The sequence below is a fragment of the Pseudoxanthomonas sp. LjRoot206 genome, from assembly GCF_056175725.1.
In genome coordinates this window covers 719337-735954 of record NZ_JBGFFI010000002.1, presented here as the reverse complement: position 1 = coordinate 735954, position 16618 = coordinate 719337, and the positions used below count along the sequence as shown (strand labels likewise).

At 68.5% G+C, this 16618-nt stretch carries 14 protein-coding genes; 3 read left to right on the top strand and 11 right to left on the bottom strand.

All coding sequences use genetic code 11. From position 1 onward, the window contains the following. Positions 1–3 precede the first annotated feature (3 nt). Both AC04MD_RS08170 and coaE read left to right on the top strand, forming a co-directional pair. Positions 4–894, top strand: a complete 891-nt coding sequence (locus tag AC04MD_RS08170) for a prepilin peptidase (RefSeq protein WP_475496782.1) — start codon at positions 4–6, stop codon at positions 892–894. 50 nt (positions 895–944) lie between these two features. Next, the gene (coaE, locus tag AC04MD_RS08165; RefSeq protein ID WP_475496781.1) at positions 945–1586 is read left to right on the top strand and encodes a dephospho-CoA kinase; all 642 of its coding nucleotides are present in this window, start codon (positions 945–947) and stop codon (positions 1584–1586) included. Between the two features lie 374 nt (positions 1587–1960). On the opposite strand, the gene AC04MD_RS08160 is transcribed toward coaE, so the two are convergent. From AC04MD_RS08160 to AC04MD_RS08145, 4 genes are all read right to left on the bottom strand, one after another. Next, positions 1961–2458: an REP-associated tyrosine transposase gene (locus tag AC04MD_RS08160; RefSeq protein ID WP_475496780.1), complete on the bottom strand. Its 498-nt coding sequence runs from the start codon at positions 2456–2458 to the stop codon at positions 1961–1963. Between the two features lie 476 nt (positions 2459–2934). Continuing rightward, complete coding sequence (locus AC04MD_RS08155; RefSeq protein ID WP_475496779.1) at positions 2935–3885, bottom strand: Nudix family hydrolase; 951 nt, start codon at positions 3883–3885, stop codon at positions 2935–2937. Positions 3886–3997: 112 nt separating this feature from the next. After that, entirely contained in the window at positions 3998–6751 is a 2754-nt protein-coding gene (secA, locus tag AC04MD_RS08150) for a preprotein translocase subunit SecA (protein WP_475496778.1), read from the bottom strand. 171 nt (positions 6752–6922) lie between these two features. Beyond that, positions 6923–7873, bottom strand: coding sequence for a peptidoglycan DD-metalloendopeptidase family protein (locus tag AC04MD_RS08145; RefSeq protein WP_475496777.1), 951 nt, complete (start codon positions 7871–7873; stop codon positions 6923–6925). 8 nt (positions 7874–7881) lie between these two features. Between AC04MD_RS08145 and AC04MD_RS08140 the strand changes: the two genes are divergently transcribed. After that, a complete protein-coding gene (locus AC04MD_RS08140; protein ID WP_475496776.1) occupies positions 7882–8349 on the top strand; it encodes a DciA family protein in 468 nt (155 codons plus the stop codon). A gap of 201 nt (positions 8350–8550) precedes the next feature. On the opposite strand, the gene lpxC is transcribed toward AC04MD_RS08140, so the two are convergent. From lpxC to murG, 7 genes are all read right to left on the bottom strand, one after another. After that, complete coding sequence (lpxC, locus tag AC04MD_RS08135) at positions 8551–9465, bottom strand: UDP-3-O-acyl-N-acetylglucosamine deacetylase (RefSeq protein ID WP_475496775.1); 915 nt, start codon at positions 9463–9465, stop codon at positions 8551–8553. Positions 9466–9796: 331 nt separating this feature from the next. Next, positions 9797–11023 carry a cell division protein FtsZ gene (ftsZ, locus tag AC04MD_RS08130; protein WP_475496774.1) on the bottom strand — a complete coding sequence of 409 codons (1227 nt, stop codon included), beginning with the start codon at positions 11021–11023 and terminating at the stop codon, positions 9797–9799. 86 nt (positions 11024–11109) lie between these two features. Beyond that, positions 11110–12345, bottom strand: a complete 1236-nt coding sequence (ftsA, locus tag AC04MD_RS08125; protein ID WP_055940270.1) for a cell division protein FtsA — start codon at positions 12343–12345, stop codon at positions 11110–11112. Beyond that, complete coding sequence (locus tag AC04MD_RS08120) at positions 12342–13124, bottom strand: cell division protein FtsQ/DivIB (protein ID WP_475496773.1); 783 nt, start codon at positions 13122–13124, stop codon at positions 12342–12344. Before AC04MD_RS08120 ends, ftsA begins: the two co-directional genes overlap by 4 nt. Next, positions 13124–14083 carry a D-alanine--D-alanine ligase gene (locus AC04MD_RS08115; RefSeq protein ID WP_475496772.1) on the bottom strand — a complete coding sequence of 320 codons (960 nt, stop codon included), beginning with the start codon at positions 14081–14083 and terminating at the stop codon, positions 13124–13126. Before AC04MD_RS08115 ends, AC04MD_RS08120 begins: the two co-directional genes overlap by 1 nt. Next, entirely contained in the window at positions 14080–15531 is a 1452-nt protein-coding gene (gene murC, locus AC04MD_RS08110; protein WP_475496979.1) for a UDP-N-acetylmuramate--L-alanine ligase, read from the bottom strand. The genes AC04MD_RS08115 and murC overlap by 4 nt, the downstream gene beginning before the upstream one ends. Then, positions 15531–16616 carry an undecaprenyldiphospho-muramoylpentapeptide beta-N-acetylglucosaminyltransferase gene (gene murG, locus AC04MD_RS08105; protein ID WP_475496771.1) on the bottom strand — a complete coding sequence of 362 codons (1086 nt, stop codon included), beginning with the start codon at positions 16614–16616 and terminating at the stop codon, positions 15531–15533. The genes murC and murG overlap by 1 nt, the downstream gene beginning before the upstream one ends. Between the last annotated feature and the right edge of the window lie 2 nt (positions 16617–16618).

Sequence of the window (16618 nt, the reverse complement as noted above, 5' to 3'; positions counted from 1 at the left end):
TACGTGGCGTTCCTCGATCAGCACCCCGAACTGGGATATCCGGTAGTCGCAGGTCTCGGCCTGCTGGTGGGCAGCTTCCTCAACGTGGTCATCCTGCGGCTGCCGCGGCGGCTGGAGTGGGAGTGGAAGCGCGACGCGCGTGAAGTGCTGGAGGAGCCGGAGCTGTACGATCCGCCGCCGCCCGGCATCGTGGTCGAACGCTCGCACTGCCCGCACTGCAAGACCGCGCTGTCCTGGTACGAGAACATCCCGCTGTTCAGCTGGCTGGTGCTGCGCGGCAAGTGCCGGCACTGCAAGGCCCCCATCTCGCCGCAGTACCCGCTGGTCGAACTGCTGACCGCCGTGCTGGCGGTGGCCTCGGTGTGGCGCTTCGGCTTCGGCTGGCAGGGCTTCGGCGCGGCCTTGCTGAGCTGCTACCTGGTGGCACTGAGCGGCATCGACCTGCGCACGCGACTGTTGCCGGACCAGTTGACCCTGCCCCTGATGTGGCTGGGGCTGATCGGCAGCCTGGACAATCTCTACATGTCGGCCAAGCCTGCCGTGCTGGGCGCGATCGCGGGCTTCACCAGCCTGTGGCTGGTCAATGCCACCTTCAAGCAGTACCAGGTGGTCATCAAGCGCGTGAAGGATCCCGAGGAAGGCATGGGTCGCGGCGACTTCAAGCTGCTGGCCGCGCTGGGCGCCTGGGTGGGATTGAACGGCGTGCTGCCCGTCATCATGATCTCGTCGGTGGTGGGCGCGGTCATCGGTTCCCTCTGGCTGCTGATCATGGGTCGCGATCGCGGCACGCGGATCCCGTTCGGGCCGTATCTCGCCATCGCCGGCTGGATCGTCTTCATGTGGGGACCGAACCAGATCATCGACACCTACATGCGACTCGTCGGCCTGGCGTAAGCGACCGGCCGACGCGGCGATCTCCTGCCCGGCAGGCCCATAATCCGCCCATGAGCGACTACTTCATCGGACTGACCGGCGGCATCGCCTCGGGCAAGAGCGCGCTGGAGAAGGCGTTCGCCGCGCACGGCATCGTCGTGGCGGATGCCGACCTGCTGGCGCGCGAGGTGGTGCGGCCGGGCGCGCCTGCGCTGGCCGCCGTGGTCGAGCATTTCGGACCCGGCGTGTTGCAGGCGGATGGCCAGCTCGATCGCGCGGCGCTGCGCGTGCGCGTGTTCGGCAACGATGCGGAGCGCCGCGCGCTGGAAGCGATCCTGCACCCGGCCATCCGCGTGCGGCTGGAAGAAATCTGCCGGGCGGCCGCCAGCCCGTACGCGATCGCGATGATCCCGCTGCTGGCCGAAGGCGGCGGCCGGGCGAACTATCCCTGGCTGCACCGCATCCTGGTAGTCGACACGCCACCCGCCGTGCAGAAGGCACGGCTGATGCAGCGTGACGGCATCGATGCCGCGCTGGCAGAGCAGATGATGGCCGCGCAGGCCTCGCGTGCGGACCGACTGGCGCTGGCCGACGACATCGTCGTCAACGACGGCGACATCGCGCATCTGCGAAACGCCGCCGACACACTGCATCGGCGCTATATCGCCTTGGCCACCGGCACTCGCCCAGACCCCGATCCCGCAGCCTTGTAGGAGCGTGCCGCGCCGCGCCGCCTTGTAGGAGCGGGCCATGCCCGCAATGCGCTTTCCCATACGGACCTGAAAGCATCGCGCCCGAGGGCGCTCCTACAGATCACGCCGCGCCGCTTTGTAGGAGCGGGCCATGCCCGCGATACTCTTCCAGCACGGACCGGAAAGCATCGCGCCCCAGGGCGCTCCTACAGATCACGCCGCGCCGCTTTGCAGGAGCGGGCCATGCCCGCGATGCCCCTCCAGCACGGACCTGAAAGCATCGCGCCCCAGGGCGCTCCTACAGATCACGCCGCGCCGCGCAGCCTTGTAGGAGCGGGCCATGCCCGCGATGCTCTTCCAGCACGGCCGAGGAAGCATCGCCTCTGAGGGTCCTCTTACAGCCCTATCGGCACGCGATCTCCAATCCACATCGCGTCCCAGAACGGGTAGTCGCCCACGCGCTGCACCAGCCCTGCCCTGACGGGATTGGCGACCAGATAACGCGCCGCACCCTTTACATCATCGTCCCCACGCAACAAACGTTCGTGATACGCGCGCGCCCAGACCGCACCGGTACGCAGAGCCTGCTGGTTGTAGGCACGCGCGGTGGCGGACTTGATCCGGTTCATGATCAACGCGAGGTGATCGCCGTTGCCGACCTGGATCAGCCAATGCCCGTGGTCGGGCATCAGCACCCACGCCAGCAGGCGCGACTCGCGGCTGACGTCCGTGTCGAGATGGCGACGCGCGGCCGCACAGGTCGGCAAGAAGTCACTGAACAAGGGTTGGCGCGCCGGCGTGGTCGCGGTCGCCAGGTACACATGACCTGGCAGATGCAGACGATGGCGCCGGAGCGCCGCATGACCGGCGTGCGGGAAGGCGGAAAGAGGCATGCGATCCACCTTCCCGGCTGGCGTTCGGCATGAACATCAGACATCACCGCGCTGAACCGTCAGATGAAAGAGCGAGCGATGCCCGTGACGCGCCTCGAACGCTGACCGGAGAGCATCGCGCCCGAGGGCGCTCCTACAGAGCCTACCGCGCCGCCTTGTAGGAGCGGGCCATGCCCGCGATGCTCTTGCCCACACGGACCTGAAAGCGTCGCCCGAGGGCGCTCCTACAGAGCGTGCCGCGCCGCCTTGTAGGAGCGGGCCATGGCCGCGATGCTCTTGCCCACACGGACCTGAAAGCATCGCGCCCGAGGGCGCTCCTGCAAAACCGGATCCCACACATCGCTTTGTAGGAGCGGGCCATGCCCGCGATGCTCTTCCAGCACGGACCTGAAAGCATCGCGCCCGAGGGCGCTCCTGCAGAGCATGTCGCATTGGGGGGCTGACCATGCATGCGATCGAGGAGGTTCCACGCCGCGTTATGTCGCCGACCACAACCCGCGGATCGCCGCGATCCCTTGCGCGCCATGCCGCCGCGCCTCATCGATGTCCGTGGGCGTCATGCCGCCGATGGCGTAGATCGGCAGCGACACGCCTTCGCGCAGGTGGACAAAGCCGGGCCACCCCAGCGCTTGACCGCCCGGATGGCTGGGGGTGGGGAGGACGCTGCCCACCACGGCGAAGTCGCACCCCAGTGCCTGTGCCTGCTGCAGCTCCGCCGGGGTGTGGCAGGACGCCGCCACCGGCAGGCCGTGTGGCAACGGCCGCGCGTCCAGGGACGCGAGTTGCGAGGCACGCAGCTGCACGCCGACCTGAAGCTCGCGCGCCAGCTCGATGTCGCCATTGAGCAGCACCTCGGCGCCCGCGTCGCGGCAGCGTGCGACGGCCTGCCGTGCCAGCGCCTGCCACGCGTCGCCGGACAGGTGACGCGCACGCAGCTGCACACGGCGGATGCCCTGCGACAATGCCCGCTCCAGGCCGGCCAGCCAGCGAGCCGGATCTTCCGGCTCCGGCGTGACCAGATAGCGGTCCGGCTGCAGCAGCGCCGCCACCACCGGCCGGTCGGCCGGCGGCATGTCGTAGCGCATCAGCTTGTCGGGCGCGACCCAGGCCAGCGCCTGGCCTTCGTGGCCGCGCGGCGTGCCGGTCCAACCGGTCAGGTGGCGCACTTCCAGGCACAGGCGCTTGTCGGGGTATTGCTGCGGCACGCTGATGACGTGGTCGCCCACGCGAGCCTCGATACCCAGTTCCTCGCGCAGTTCGCGCACCAGCGCGTCCTCGGCGCTTTCGCCCGGCTCCAGCTTGCCGCCGGGAAATTCCCACCGCCCGGCCAGGTCGCGCCCCTCCGTACGGCGGGCGAGCAGGATGCGGCCGCGCGCGTCGCTGATGACGGCGGCCATGACGTGGATCGAGCGCAACGGGGTCGGCATGGAGGAAGCTTGCCGGGAACCAGCCGGTAGACGCAAATCGTCCTTGCCCGGCGTGGCGCCAAAGAAAAGGCCGCGCAATGCGCGGCCTTTCCGTCGAACGTGCGGCGATGCCTCAGGCCAGCTGGCCGTGGCAGTGCTTGAACTTCTTGCCACTGCCGCAGGGGCACGGGTCGTTGCGGCCGACCTTGGGCGCATCGCGGTCTGCCGGCATCGGACCGGACTGCACATAGCCGCCCTGGGCCGCGGCCAGGCGCTGCGCTTCCTCGGCTTCCTCGTCGGCGCCGTAGCCACCCGCATCCTGGTGCTGGTACTGCATCTGCCGGGCCTGCGCCTCGGCCATGGCGCGCTCCTGTGCTTCCAGCGCCGCGACCTCCTCCTCGCTGCGGATGCGCACGCGCGACAGCAGCGTGACCACTTCGCTCTTCACCCGTTCCAGCATGCTGGAGAACAGCTCGAAGGCTTCCTTCTTGTACTCCTGCTTCGGCTGCTTCTGCGCGTAACCGCGCAGGTGGATGCCCTGGCGCAGGTAATCCATGCGCGCCAGGTGCTCCTTCCAGTTCTTGTCGAGCACGGTCAGCATGATGTGCTTTTCCAGCGCGCGCATGGTCTCGCCGCCGATCGCCGCTTCCTTGTCGGCGAAGTGCCGGTCCATCGCGTCCTGCACGCGGCGCTCGATCGTCTCGGCGTCGAGATCGTCGGTCTCTTCGCGCCAGCGGGTCACGGGGATCTCCGCACCCATTTCCTCGCCCAGTTCGCTTTCCAGGCCGCGCAGGTCCCACTGCTCGTCCACCGAGTTCAGCGGCACGAAGCGGGACACCGTTTCGGCGACCACGTCGCCGCGGATGCCGTCGATGTTGTCCTTCACCGACTCCGCGTCGAGCAGTTCGTCGCGCTGGGCGTAGATCACCTTGCGCTGGTCGTTGTTGACGTCGTCGAAGTCCAGCAGGTTCTTGCGGATGTCGAAGTTGTGCGCTTCCACCTTGCGCTGCGCCTTCTCGATCTGCCGGCTGACCAGCTTGTCCTCGATGACGTCGTCTTCCTTCATGCCGATCAGCTTCATCGCCTTCTGGACCCAGTCCGAGGCGAAGATGCGCATCAGGTTGTCTTCCAGCGACAGGTAGAAGCGGGACGAGCCCGGGTCGCCCTGGCGTCCCGAACGGCCGCGCAGCTGGTTGTCGATGCGGCGCGACTCGTGGCGTTCGGTGCCGACGATGTGCAGGCCGCCGGCGGCCTTCACCGCGTCGTGGCGCTGCTGCCAGTCGGCCTTCACCGCGGCGCGCGCGGCGTCATCGGCGTCTTCGCCCAGCGTTTCGTACTCGGCTTCCAGCGAACCGCCCAGCACGATGTCGGTACCGCGGCCCGCCATGTTGGTGGCGATGGTGATCGCGCCCGGACGACCCGCCTGCGCCACGATGTGCGCTTCGCGCTCGTGCTGCTTGGCGTTGAGCACTTCGTGCGGCACGCCCGCCTTGTTGAGGAAGTCGGACAGCATCTCCGACGTCTCGATCGACGTCGTGCCCACCAGCACCGGCTGCCCGCGCTGGTAGCAGTCCTGGATGTCGGCCAGCACCGCCTTGAACTTGCCCTGGCGGTTGAGGAACACCTGGTCCGGCGAATCCTTGCGCACGGTCGGGCGGTTGGTCGGGATGACGATCACTTCCAGGCCGTAGATGCTCTGGAACTCGAAGGCTTCGGTATCGGCCGTGCCGGTCATGCCGGACAGCTTGTTGTACATGCGGAACAGGTTCTGGAACGTCACGCTCGCCAGCGTCTGGTTCTCGCGCTGGACCGGCACGCCTTCCTTCGCCTCGACCGCCTGGTGCAGGCCGTCGGACCAGCGGCGGCCCGCCAGCGTACGGCCGGTGAACTCGTCGACGATGACCACTTCGCCATCGCGCACGATGTAGTCGACGTCGCGCTGGTAGATGGCGTGCGCGCGCAGCGCGGCATTGAGGTGGTGCACGACCGACAGGTTGTTGGCGCCGTACAGCGGTTCTTCCTCGCTGATGATGCCGGCCTGCAGCAGCAGTTCCTCGGCGTGCTCCATGCCCGCTTCGGACAGGTGCACCTGCTTGCCTTTCTCGTCGACCCAGTAGTCGCCCTCGCCTTCCTCTTCCGTCTGCTTGATCAGCTGGGGCACGATGCGGTTGACGCGGATGTACAGCTCCGGCGATTCGTCGGCCGGGCCGGAGATGATCAGCGGGGTGCGCGCTTCGTCGATCAGGATGGAGTCGACTTCGTCGACGATGGCGTAGTGCAGGCCGCGCTGGAAGCGGTCGGCGCGCGACATCGCCATGTTGTCGCGCAGGTAGTCGAAGCCGAATTCGTTGTTGGTACCGTAGGTGATGTCGGCGGCGTAGGCGCCCTGCTTGTCGCCGTGCGGCATGCCCGGATAGACCACGCCGACGCTCAGGCCCAGCCAGTTGTACAGGCGGCCCATCCAGGCCGAGTCGCGGCGGGCCAGGTAGTCGTTCACGGTGACGACGTGCACGCCCTTGCCTTCCAGCGCATTGAGGTAGGTCGGCAGCGTGGCGACCAGCGTCTTGCCTTCGCCGGTGCGCATTTCCGCGATCTTGCCCAGGTGCAGCACCATGCCGCCGATCAGCTGCACGTCGTAGTGGCGCATGCCCAGCACTCGGCGGCTGGCCTCGCGGCAGACCGCGAAGGCTTCGGGGAGGATCTTGTCGAGCGATTCCCCGCCCGCGATGCGCTGCTGGAACTCCGGCGTCTTGGCCTTCAGCTGCTCGTCGGTGAGCTTCTGCAGCTCCGCTTCCAGCGCGTTGATCTTGTCGACGGTGCGGTGCAGCTGCTTGAGCAGGCGCTCGTTGCGGCTGCCGAAGACACGGGTGAGCAGGTTGTTGATCATGTAGGGAACCGGAAAGGAAGGGAACGCCGGGGCGGCGCAGCGTGTGCGCCCCCAAAACGAAACAGGGCGCAAGGCGCCCTGTCTGGCAACACCGTATTGTAGCTTGGGGCGCCGCCCGGGGAATCAAGGCGGGCCGTCAGACCGCCCCATCCCCGATTGGTTCCGCGCGATTCAGCCGCGCGTGATCTGCCCTACCGGCGTCGGGCCTTCGCCCAGGAACTTGCGCGGATTGACCACGCGCCCGTTCTCCCACACCTCGAAATGCACGTGCGCACCGGTCGAACGGCCGGTCGAGCCCGCCTTGGCGACTTCCTGACCCACGCGGACCAGATCGCCCGCACGCACGCTGAGGCGCGAGTTGTGCGCATAGCGGGTGACGTAGCCGTTGCCGTGGTCGACGTCGATGACGTTGCCGTAACCGCCCTTCACGCCGGCGAAGCTGACCACGCCGTCGGCCACCGACAGCACGGGGTCGCCCACGCGCGCCTTGAAGTCGATGCCCTTGTGGTTCTGGCCACCGCCGCCGAACGGATCGGCGCGGCCGCCGAAGCCGGAGGTGATGTAGCTGTTGGCGATCGGCATGCGGCCCGGCGTCGCGTTCTTGTCCAGTTCGCGGTTGAACAGCAGCGCTTCCAGGACCGACAGCTGGCGGCCGGAGGCGGCGAACTGCTGCTCCAGCTTGTCCACGCCTTCCTTCAGGTCGGCCGGCTTCATGTCGTAGGAGACGTCGTTGCCGCCGACGCCGACCGGCTCGTTGAAGTCGAACTCGCCGTCCTGCAGCTGGCCCACGCGGGTCAGGCGTTCGCCGAGGGCATTCAGGCGGTTGGCCTGCGCCTGCAGCTCGCCGAGGCGTGCCGACATGGCGTTGATTTCCTGCTGCGCGCCACGGCGCACCTGGTCCAGCTCGGCGTCGCGCTGGTCGGCCTTGGCCTGCAGCATCGAGACCTGACCCATGCCGGCGGCGCTGCGCCCGGCCGCACCGAGCAGCAGGCCGGCGGCGACCAGCACCGCGGCACTGGCCAGCGGACGCGCATGGAACGCGAGGCGGAGGCGGTAGGCACCATGGGCGGACGCATGGGCCCACCAGGTACGCGAATTGTTTACGATGGTCTTAAAGCTCATAGATACCGATGTCTGATTCGAAGTCCAAGCCGCGCCGTACCGGCACCGCGCAACCTGCTCTGCAGGCTGCCTTGACGGATGCCGCCACCGACCCGGTACGTCGTGCCATGTGGCTCGACGCCTTGGAACAGCAGCTTCGCCCCTGCCTTCCGCCTGCCCTGGCGCCGCATTGCCGGTTGGCGAACGTGGCGGGCAAACGGCTCGTTTTTATCGTCGACTCCCCCGTGTGGAACGCCCGGCTTCGCCTGGCGGCACCCGAATTGATCAACGTGGCCCAATCCATCGGACTGGCGGTCACCGAAGTCACCGCCAAGACGAGCCTCGCGCCGCCGATGAAGCCTGCGCAGGACCCGGTCGTACCCGTATCGGAGGCGTCCCGCAAAGGGCTGCAAGCGGCCCTCGACCTCCTGTCGGCCCCGGACTCCGCCGGTGCCCCCACCCCGCAGGGCGGTCATCGTGGGCGGCGAAAAATTTGACCCGGCCATCACGAAGGACGGGGCATGGTACCGGCCACCGCCGGTCGGGGCGTTAGCCAGAAGTTAACGATCCGTTAGGATCCGGCCCGGAATCCGACACACATCACACTTTCGCACAAGCGTAACCAATCCCATGCCAGCACGTGACGGGATGGGGAAACCGGGCGACAGCGGGGTCACCGTTCCGACGGAACGGGGGTCTCAGATGGCCAGGGCAGGCGTCGCATACGTGAGCGGGGACGGCGTGGCGCGGTCCTCGAAGGTCACTTCTTCCCAGGCCGAGGTCTCCGCCAGCAACGCGCGGACCAGCTTGTTGTTGAGCGCATGGCCCGACTTGAAGCCCTCGTACGCGCCCAAGATCGGCCGGCCGGCGAGGTAGAGGTCGCCGATGGCGTCGAGGATCTTGTGGCGGACGAACTCGTCCGTGTAGCGCAGGCCGTCCTCGTTCAGCACGCGGAACTCGTCCAGCACGATGGCGTTGTCCATCGAACCACCGAGGCCGAGGTTGCGCTCGCGCATGTACTCCAGGTCGCGCATGAAGCCGAAGGTGCGCGCGCGCGCGACTTCCTTCACGTAGGCGCCGGTGGAGAAGTCCACCTCCGCCCGCGACTGCGAGGCCGGGATCATCGGGTGGTCGAACTTGACGGTGAAGCCCAGCTTGAAACCGTCGTACGGCTCGAAGCGCGCCACCTTGTCGCCCTCGTTGACTTCGACCGGGCGGACGATGCGGATGAAACGCTTGGGGGCGTCCTGCTCGGCGATGCCGGCGGACTGGATCAGGAACACGAACGGACCCGCGGAGCCGTCCATGATCGGCAGCTCGGCCGAGGACAGTTCCACATACGCGTTGTCGACGCCCAGGCCGGCCATCGCCGACATCAGGTGCTCGACGGTCTGCACCTTGGCGCCTTCGCAGGTCAGGCCGGTGCACAGCGTGGTCTCGGTGACCAGCTCCGCACTCGCGGGAATCTCCACCACCGGCGACAGATCGATGCGCCGGAACACGATGCCGGTATCCACGGGGGCCGGGCGCAGGGTCATGTAGACCTTTTCGCCACTGTGCAGCCCCACGCCCGTCGCGCGGATCACGTTCTTGAGGGTGCGTTGCTGGGCCATGAGGAGGAATCGCAGGTGGGGGGAACCTGAGCGGGCAGCGAGAATATCACGCAGACCACTGAATCTTAACGGAAGAACCGATCTGTCCCACCCCTGCAACAACGGTCTGCTAGGGCCGTCGGGAAAGGGCTGCCGGACCGGCGAAGGTCCGGCAGCGAAGGGACATGGCGATGGAACGGCACATCATCTGCGCCCCCCCCCGAGGAGAGGGTTGGGGTGGGCGCGCAGCGGAGACTGAGCCTCGACCTGTCGTTGCTTTGTCGAACCCGGGCAGCGTTGCGCGACACCGATCCCCTCCTTCCCTCGCCTGCGAGGGAAGGGGTACGTCACATCAGTCCGCCTGGCGGCGCAGGAACGCCGGGATATCCAGGTAGTCCGACGGCAGCTCGGCCGATACCGGCGTGGACGCCGGGGCAGACGGCGCGGGCGAAGCCGAGCCGCGACGCAGGCCCAGGCCGCTGGTGGCGGCGCCGATCGGGTCCATCGAGAAACCATCGTCGATCGGCATACCGGTGGTCGCGTCGCGAACCAGCTTGATCGGCGCGCGCATCGGCTCGCGCAGGTCGCCGCCACGGCCGACCGGCTGGCGGGCGGCGTTGCGGTTCAGGCCGGTGGCGACCACGGTCACGCGCACTTCGTCCTGCATGTCCGGGTCCAGCACGGTGCCGACGACCACGGTCGCGTCTTCCGAGGCGAAGCCTTCGATGGTGCGGCCCACTTCGTCGAACTCGGCCATGGTGAAGTCCGGACCGGCGGTGATGTTGACCAGGATGCCGTTGGCGCCGTTGAGGTTGACGTCGTCCAGCAGCGGGTTCTGGATCGCGGCCTCGGCGGCGGCCTGCGCGCGGTCGTCGCCGCGGGCGGAGCCGGTGCCCATCATGGCCAGGCCCATCTCGCTCATCACGGTGCGCACGTCAGCGAAGTCGACGTTGATCAGGCCCGGGCGCACGATCAGGTCGGCGATGCCCTGCACGGCGCCGAGCAGCACGTCGTTGGCGGCGCGGAAGGCCTGGATCATCGTGGCGTTGCGGCCCAGCACGGTGATCAGCTTCTCGTTCGGGATGGTGATCAGCGAGTCGCAGTGGTGGCTCAGTTCCTCGATGCCCTTCAGCGCGACCTGCATGCGGCGGCGGCCTTCGAACGGGAACGGCTTGGTGACCACGGCGACGGTCAGGATGCCCATCTCCTTGGCGAGCTGCGCCACGACCGGCGCGGCGCCGGTGCCGGTGCCGCCGCCCATGCCGGCGGTGATGAACACCATGTCGGCGCCGTCGAGGGCGTCGATGATGCGCTCGCGGTCTTCCAGGGCAGCCTGGCGGCCGACTTCCGGATTCGCGCCGGCACCCAGGCCCTTGGTGACGTTGCTGCCCAACTGCAGCTGCAGCTTGGCGCCGCAGTTCTTGATCGCCTGCGAATCGGTGTTGGCGGTGATGAATTCCACGCCATCCACGCTGCCGTTGACCATGTGCGCCACGGCGTTGCCGCCGCCGCCGCCCACGCCCACGACCTTGATCACCGCATTCGGGGCCATCTTCTCAACCAGTTCGAAATGTGCCATGTCCTTGTCCTCGTTTATTTAGTTATGTGGTGCTGGGTGGAACGAACGTCGTGATGCCTTCAACGTCGCGGTAGGTGTCGCCTCACTCAGAACTCGCCGCGATACCAGTTCTGCAGTTTCTTGAACCAGCTGCCCGCCTTGCCCGTGGGCAACGACGGACGCCGGGGATGTTCTATCTGGCTGCCCATCAGCAGCAGGCCGACGCCGGTGGCGTGCACCGGATTGCCGACCACTTCGCCCAGGCCGGTGACGTGCTGCGGGATGCCGACGCGCACGGGCATCTGCAGCATCTCTTCGGCCAGCTCGACCACGCCCTCCATCTTCGCGGCGCCGCCCGTCAACACCATGCCGGCGCGCACGCGCTCTTCGAACCCGGAGCGGCGCAATTCCGCCTGCACCATCTCGAAGATTTCCTCGTAGCGCTGCTGCACGGCCTGCGCCAGCGCATGGCGCGGCAGGCGGCGCGGCGGACGGTCGCCGACGCTCGGCACCTGGATGCTTTCTTCCGCCGTGGCCAGCTGCGCCAGCGCGCAGGCGTAGCGCACCTTGATCTGTTCGGCTTCCGGTGTCGGCGTGCGCAGCATGTGCGCGATGTCGTTGGTCACCTGGTCGCCAGCGATCGGCAGCGACGCCGTGTGGCAGATCGCGCCCTGCACGAACACCGCCAGGTCGGTGGTGCCCGCGCCCATGTCGACCAGCACCACGCCGAGCTCGCGCTCGTCGCTGGTCAGCACGGCGACGCTGGAGGCCAGCGACGAGAAGATCAGGTCGTCGATCTGCAGGCCGCAGCGCTGCACGCACTTGCTGATGTTGGCAGCGGCCGACTGCGCGCAGAACACCAGGTGCGCGTCGACCTCCAGGCGCACGCCGGTCATGCCGACCGGGTTGCGGATGCCTTCCTGCGAGTTGTCCAGCTTGTACTCGCGCGGGATGGCGTGGAGGATCTTCTGGTCGGCCGGGATCGCGACGGCCTTCGCCGCTTCCAGCACGCGATCCAGGTCGCCCCAGGTCACTTCGCCGTCGCGGATCGGCACGATGCCGGGCGAGTTGCGGCACTGCACGTGGTTGCCGGAGATCGAGGCGTATACCGAGCGGATCTCGCAGCCGGCCATCAGCTCGGCTTCCTCGATCGCGCGCTGGATCGACTGCACGGTGGACTCGATGTCCACCACGACGCCGCGCTTGAGCCCGCGCGATTCGTGCGAGCCGATGCCGATCACTTCGATCGGATTGCCCGGTGCGTATTCGCCGACCAGCGCCGTCACCTTGGAGGTGCCGATGTCCAGCCCGACGATCAGCGATTTGTCACCCTTGCGATTCATGTAGTGCCCTGCAGAAGACGACCTGCGACCGCGATCGGCGCAGGCAATGGAGTCGGTGTGGCGGCCGGCGGCGGCGCTTTCGGCGTATCGCCCCAGCTGAGCGCGAATCCGTTGGTGTAGCGCAGGTCCGCGCGCACCAGCGGCTGCGCCTGCGCGGCCAGCAGTTGCGGCAGCATCCGCGCGAAGCGACCCAGGCGCGGGCGCGCGTCGGTGCGGCCCACCACGACCTGCGTGCCGTTGCCCAGTAGCAGCGACCAGCTGCCGCGCGCATCCATCACCAGCGTGGTGACGTCCAGCCCCATCGGGGCGAACAGCTGGCGCGATTCGTTGTAGAGCGCGGTCACTTCCTGCACCTGCGAGTCCGGGCCGCCCAGCTGCGGCAGGTCCAGTCCGGTGAGCTCCTTCGGCATCGGGAACAGGCGACCGTGCTCGGACAGCAGCTTGTCGTTGCCCCAGCGCGCGAACGGCTTGTGTTCGGTGATGCGCACTTCCAGCACGTCGGGCCAGCGCTTGCGCACGTCGGCACGTTCCACCCACGGCAACTTCTCGACGGCGTGCTTGGCGTCGTCCAGCCGCACCGCGAAGAAGCCGCGGCGCGCATACGGCAGCACCGTCGCCTGCAGCTGGGCGGGATCCACGCGCGCCAGTTCGCCCTGCACGCGCAGGCGCGACAGCGGCCAGCGGTCCGCGCCGATCCAGCCGTTGACCACGGCCACGACCGGCAGCGCCACCAGCGCCAGCGCGATCAGCCAGGTCACGATGCGCAGGGCGGCGTTCATCAGCCCGCCACCTCCGGCAGGGTCTGTTCGAGGATGCGCCAGCACAGTTCTTCGAAGCCGATGCCGACCTGCGCCGCTTCCTTCGGCACCAGCGAATGGCTGGTCATGCCCGGCGCGGTATTCACTTCCATCAGCAGGAAACGGCCGTCGGCATGGCGCATCACATCGACGCGGCCCCAGCCGCTGCAGCCGGCGGCACGGAAGCCATCCAGCGCCAGTGCGCGCATCCGCGCTTCGTCGCCGGCATCGTCCAGGCCCGGGCACAGGTACTGCGTGTCCTCGGCGATGTACTTGGCGTGGTAGTCGTACCAGCCCTTCGCCGGCACGATGCGCACCGACGGCAGTGCCAGCTCGCCGAGGATGGCGACGGTGAATTCGCCACCAGTCAGCATCTGCTCGGCCAGCAGTTCGCCGGGATACGACGAGGCGAACGCGACGGCCGGCGCCAGGTCCTCTTCGCCCTGGATCTGGAACACGCCGACGCTGGAGCCTTCCGCCGACGGCTTCACGAACACGGGGAAGCCAAGCGAGCGCACCGCGGCCGCCAGATCATCTCCCGGCGCGATGCGCACGAAGCTCGCGGTGGGCAGGCCGGCGGCCTGCCACACCTGCTTGGTGCGGATCTTGTCCATCGTCAGCGCGGAGCCCAGCACGCCGGGGCCGGTGTACGGCACGCCGAGCGACTGCAGCAGGCCTTGCAGCACGCCGTTCTCGCCATCGCCGCCGTGCATAATGTTGAAGACGCGATCGACCTTGCCCGCACGGATCGCTTCGACCAGCGCCGGCACGCCGTCCACGGCAGAGGCCTGCACGCCACGCGCGAGCAGCGCGTCGAGCACGTTCTGCCCGGAGTTCAGCGACACCTCACGCTCGCTGGACACGCCGCCCAGCAGCACGGCGACGCGGCCGAAGCGCGAGGCGTCGGTCACGCGCAGCGGCGGCACGGTCATGGCGCTCATGCCGGATCCTTCGCGGCGAAGCCATGCGCGGCGATGTGCTGCGACATGTGGCCGATGTCGCCGGCGCCCATCAGCAGCAGCAGGTCGCCGTCCTGCAGGACGTCGCGCAGCACGTCGACCAGGTCGCTGACCTGGCTGACCACGACGGGTTCGTTGCGGCCACGCGCACGGATGGCGCGCGCCAGCGACTTGGAGTCGGCACCGGCGATCGGCTGTTCGCCGGCCGGATACACCTCGCTCAGTACCAGCGCATCGGCCTCGGACAGCACGGCGGCGAAGGCATCGAACTGGTCGCGCGTACGGCTGTAGCGGTGCGGCTGGAACGCGACCACGAGGCGCTTGTGCGGCCAGCCGCCGCGTGCGGCGGCGAACACCGCGGCCAGTTCCTTCGGATGGTGGCCATAGTCGTCGACCAGCTGCACGCGTGCGCCTTGCGGCGTCGCGATCTCGCCGAGGTCGTTGAAGCGGCGGCCGATGCCGGCGAACTTCTCCAGCGCGGCGGCGATGTTCTCCGGCGACACGCCGAGCTGCCAGCCCACGGCGGCCGCGGCCAGCGCGTTCAACACGTTGTGGCGACCCGGCAGCGCCAGGCTCACGCGGATGCTGGCGTCCTCCGGCAGGCGCAGGGTGAAGTGCATGCGCCCGCCTTCCTGCTCGACATCCTCGGCGCGCACGTCGGCGTTCTCGGCGAAGCCGTAGCTCATCACGTGGCGCGGCGTGTCCCCCGCGATCGCGGCGACTTCCGGATCGTCGATGCACAGCACCGCCAGTCCGTAGAACGGCAGGCGCTGCAGGAACTCGGCGAAGGCCGCCTTCACGCGCTCGAAGTCGTTGCCGTAGTTCTCCAGGTGATCGGCATCGATGTTGGTCACGATGGAGATCAGCGGATTCAGGCGCAGGAAGCTGCCGTCGCTCTCGTCGGCCTCGGCCACCAGCCACTGGCCGTCGCCGAGCTTGGCGTTGGCGCCGGCGGCGAGCAGCTGGCCGCCGATGACGAAGGTCGGATCCAGGCCGCCTTCGCTCAGCACGGCGGCGGCGAGGCTGGTGGTGGTGGTCTTGCCGTGCGTGCCGGCGACGGCGATGCCGCGGCGGAAGCGCATCAGCTCGGCCAGCATCGCGGCGCGCGGCACGATCGGAATGCGCTGGCTGCGCGCTTCCATCAGTTCCGGGTTGTCGTGCTTGATCGCGCTGGACACCACCACGCAGTCGGTGCCGAGCACGTTGGACGCGTTGTGGCCGCGCATCACGCGCGCGCCGAGCGAGGCGAGGCGGCGGGTCGAGGCGTTGTCGGCATTATCCGAGCCCGACACTTCGTAGCCCAGCGTGCACAGCACCTCGGCGATGCCGCTCATGCCGGAACCGCCGATGCCGACGAAGTGCACCCGGCGGAATGCTTGAGCCAGGTTGCCGGTGTGCTGCAGGCGGCGCTCGCGTGCGGCGGCCATCATCATGCCTGCGTCCTCATGTCGATTGCTTCCTCAAGAATGATGTCGGCGATGCGGTCGGCAGCATCGGGTTTCGCCAGCGCGCGCGCAGCCTGCGCCATCGCGAGGCGCCTGGCACCGTCGTCGATGAGCGGACGCAGCGTGGCGGCCAGCGTGTCGGCGAGTGCGTCGTCCTGCTCCAGCAGCACGGCGGCGTTGCGCTCGACCAGGTATTCGGCATTGCGGGTCTGGTGATCGTCGACGGCCTGCGCGAACGGCACCAGCACGCTGCCCACACCGACCGCGCACAGTTCGGCCAGCGTCGAGGCGCCGGAACGGCAGACCACGAGGTCCGCCCACGCGTAGGCGGCGGCCATGTCGGTGATGAAGGCCTCGACGCTGGCGGCCACGCCGGCATCGGCATAGGCCTTGGCGGCTTCTTCGCGCAGCTTCTCGCCGCACTGGTGGCGCAGGTCGATGCTGCCGGCGGGCAAGGTCGCGATGGCCTTCGGCACCGCCAGATTCAGTGCCCGCGCGCCCTGGCTGCCGCCGAGGACAAGCACGCGCAGCGGACCGCTGCGACCGGCGAACCGTTCGGTCGGCGGCGGCAGCGCGGCGATCTCGTCGCGCACCGGATTTCCGACGACCTCTTCCCGCGACGGGAAGGCCCCCGGGAATCCGGTCATCACGCGACGCGCCACCTTGACCAGCACGCGGTTGGTGAAGCCGGCCGCGCGGTTCTGTTCGTGAACCAGCAGCGGTAGGCCCATCAGCTTCGCCGCCACGCCACCCGGGCCCGACGCGAAGCCACCGAAGCTGACTACCGCACGCGGTGCGCGGCGACGCACCGCGAAGCCGGCGGCGCGGATCGCACGCAGCACGCGCACGGGGGCGCCCAGCAGCGCCAGCGTGCCCTTGCCGCGCAGGCCGGTGATGGCCAGCGTGTCCAGCGGGATGTCGTGCTGCGGCACCAGCCGCGTTTCCATCGCGCCGTCCGCGCCCAGCCACACCACCGGCACGCCGCGCGCGCGCAGCACCTTGGCCACGGCCAGTGCGGGGAAGATGTGGCCGCCGGTACCGCCGGCCATGATCATCACGGGCGCCGTCATCA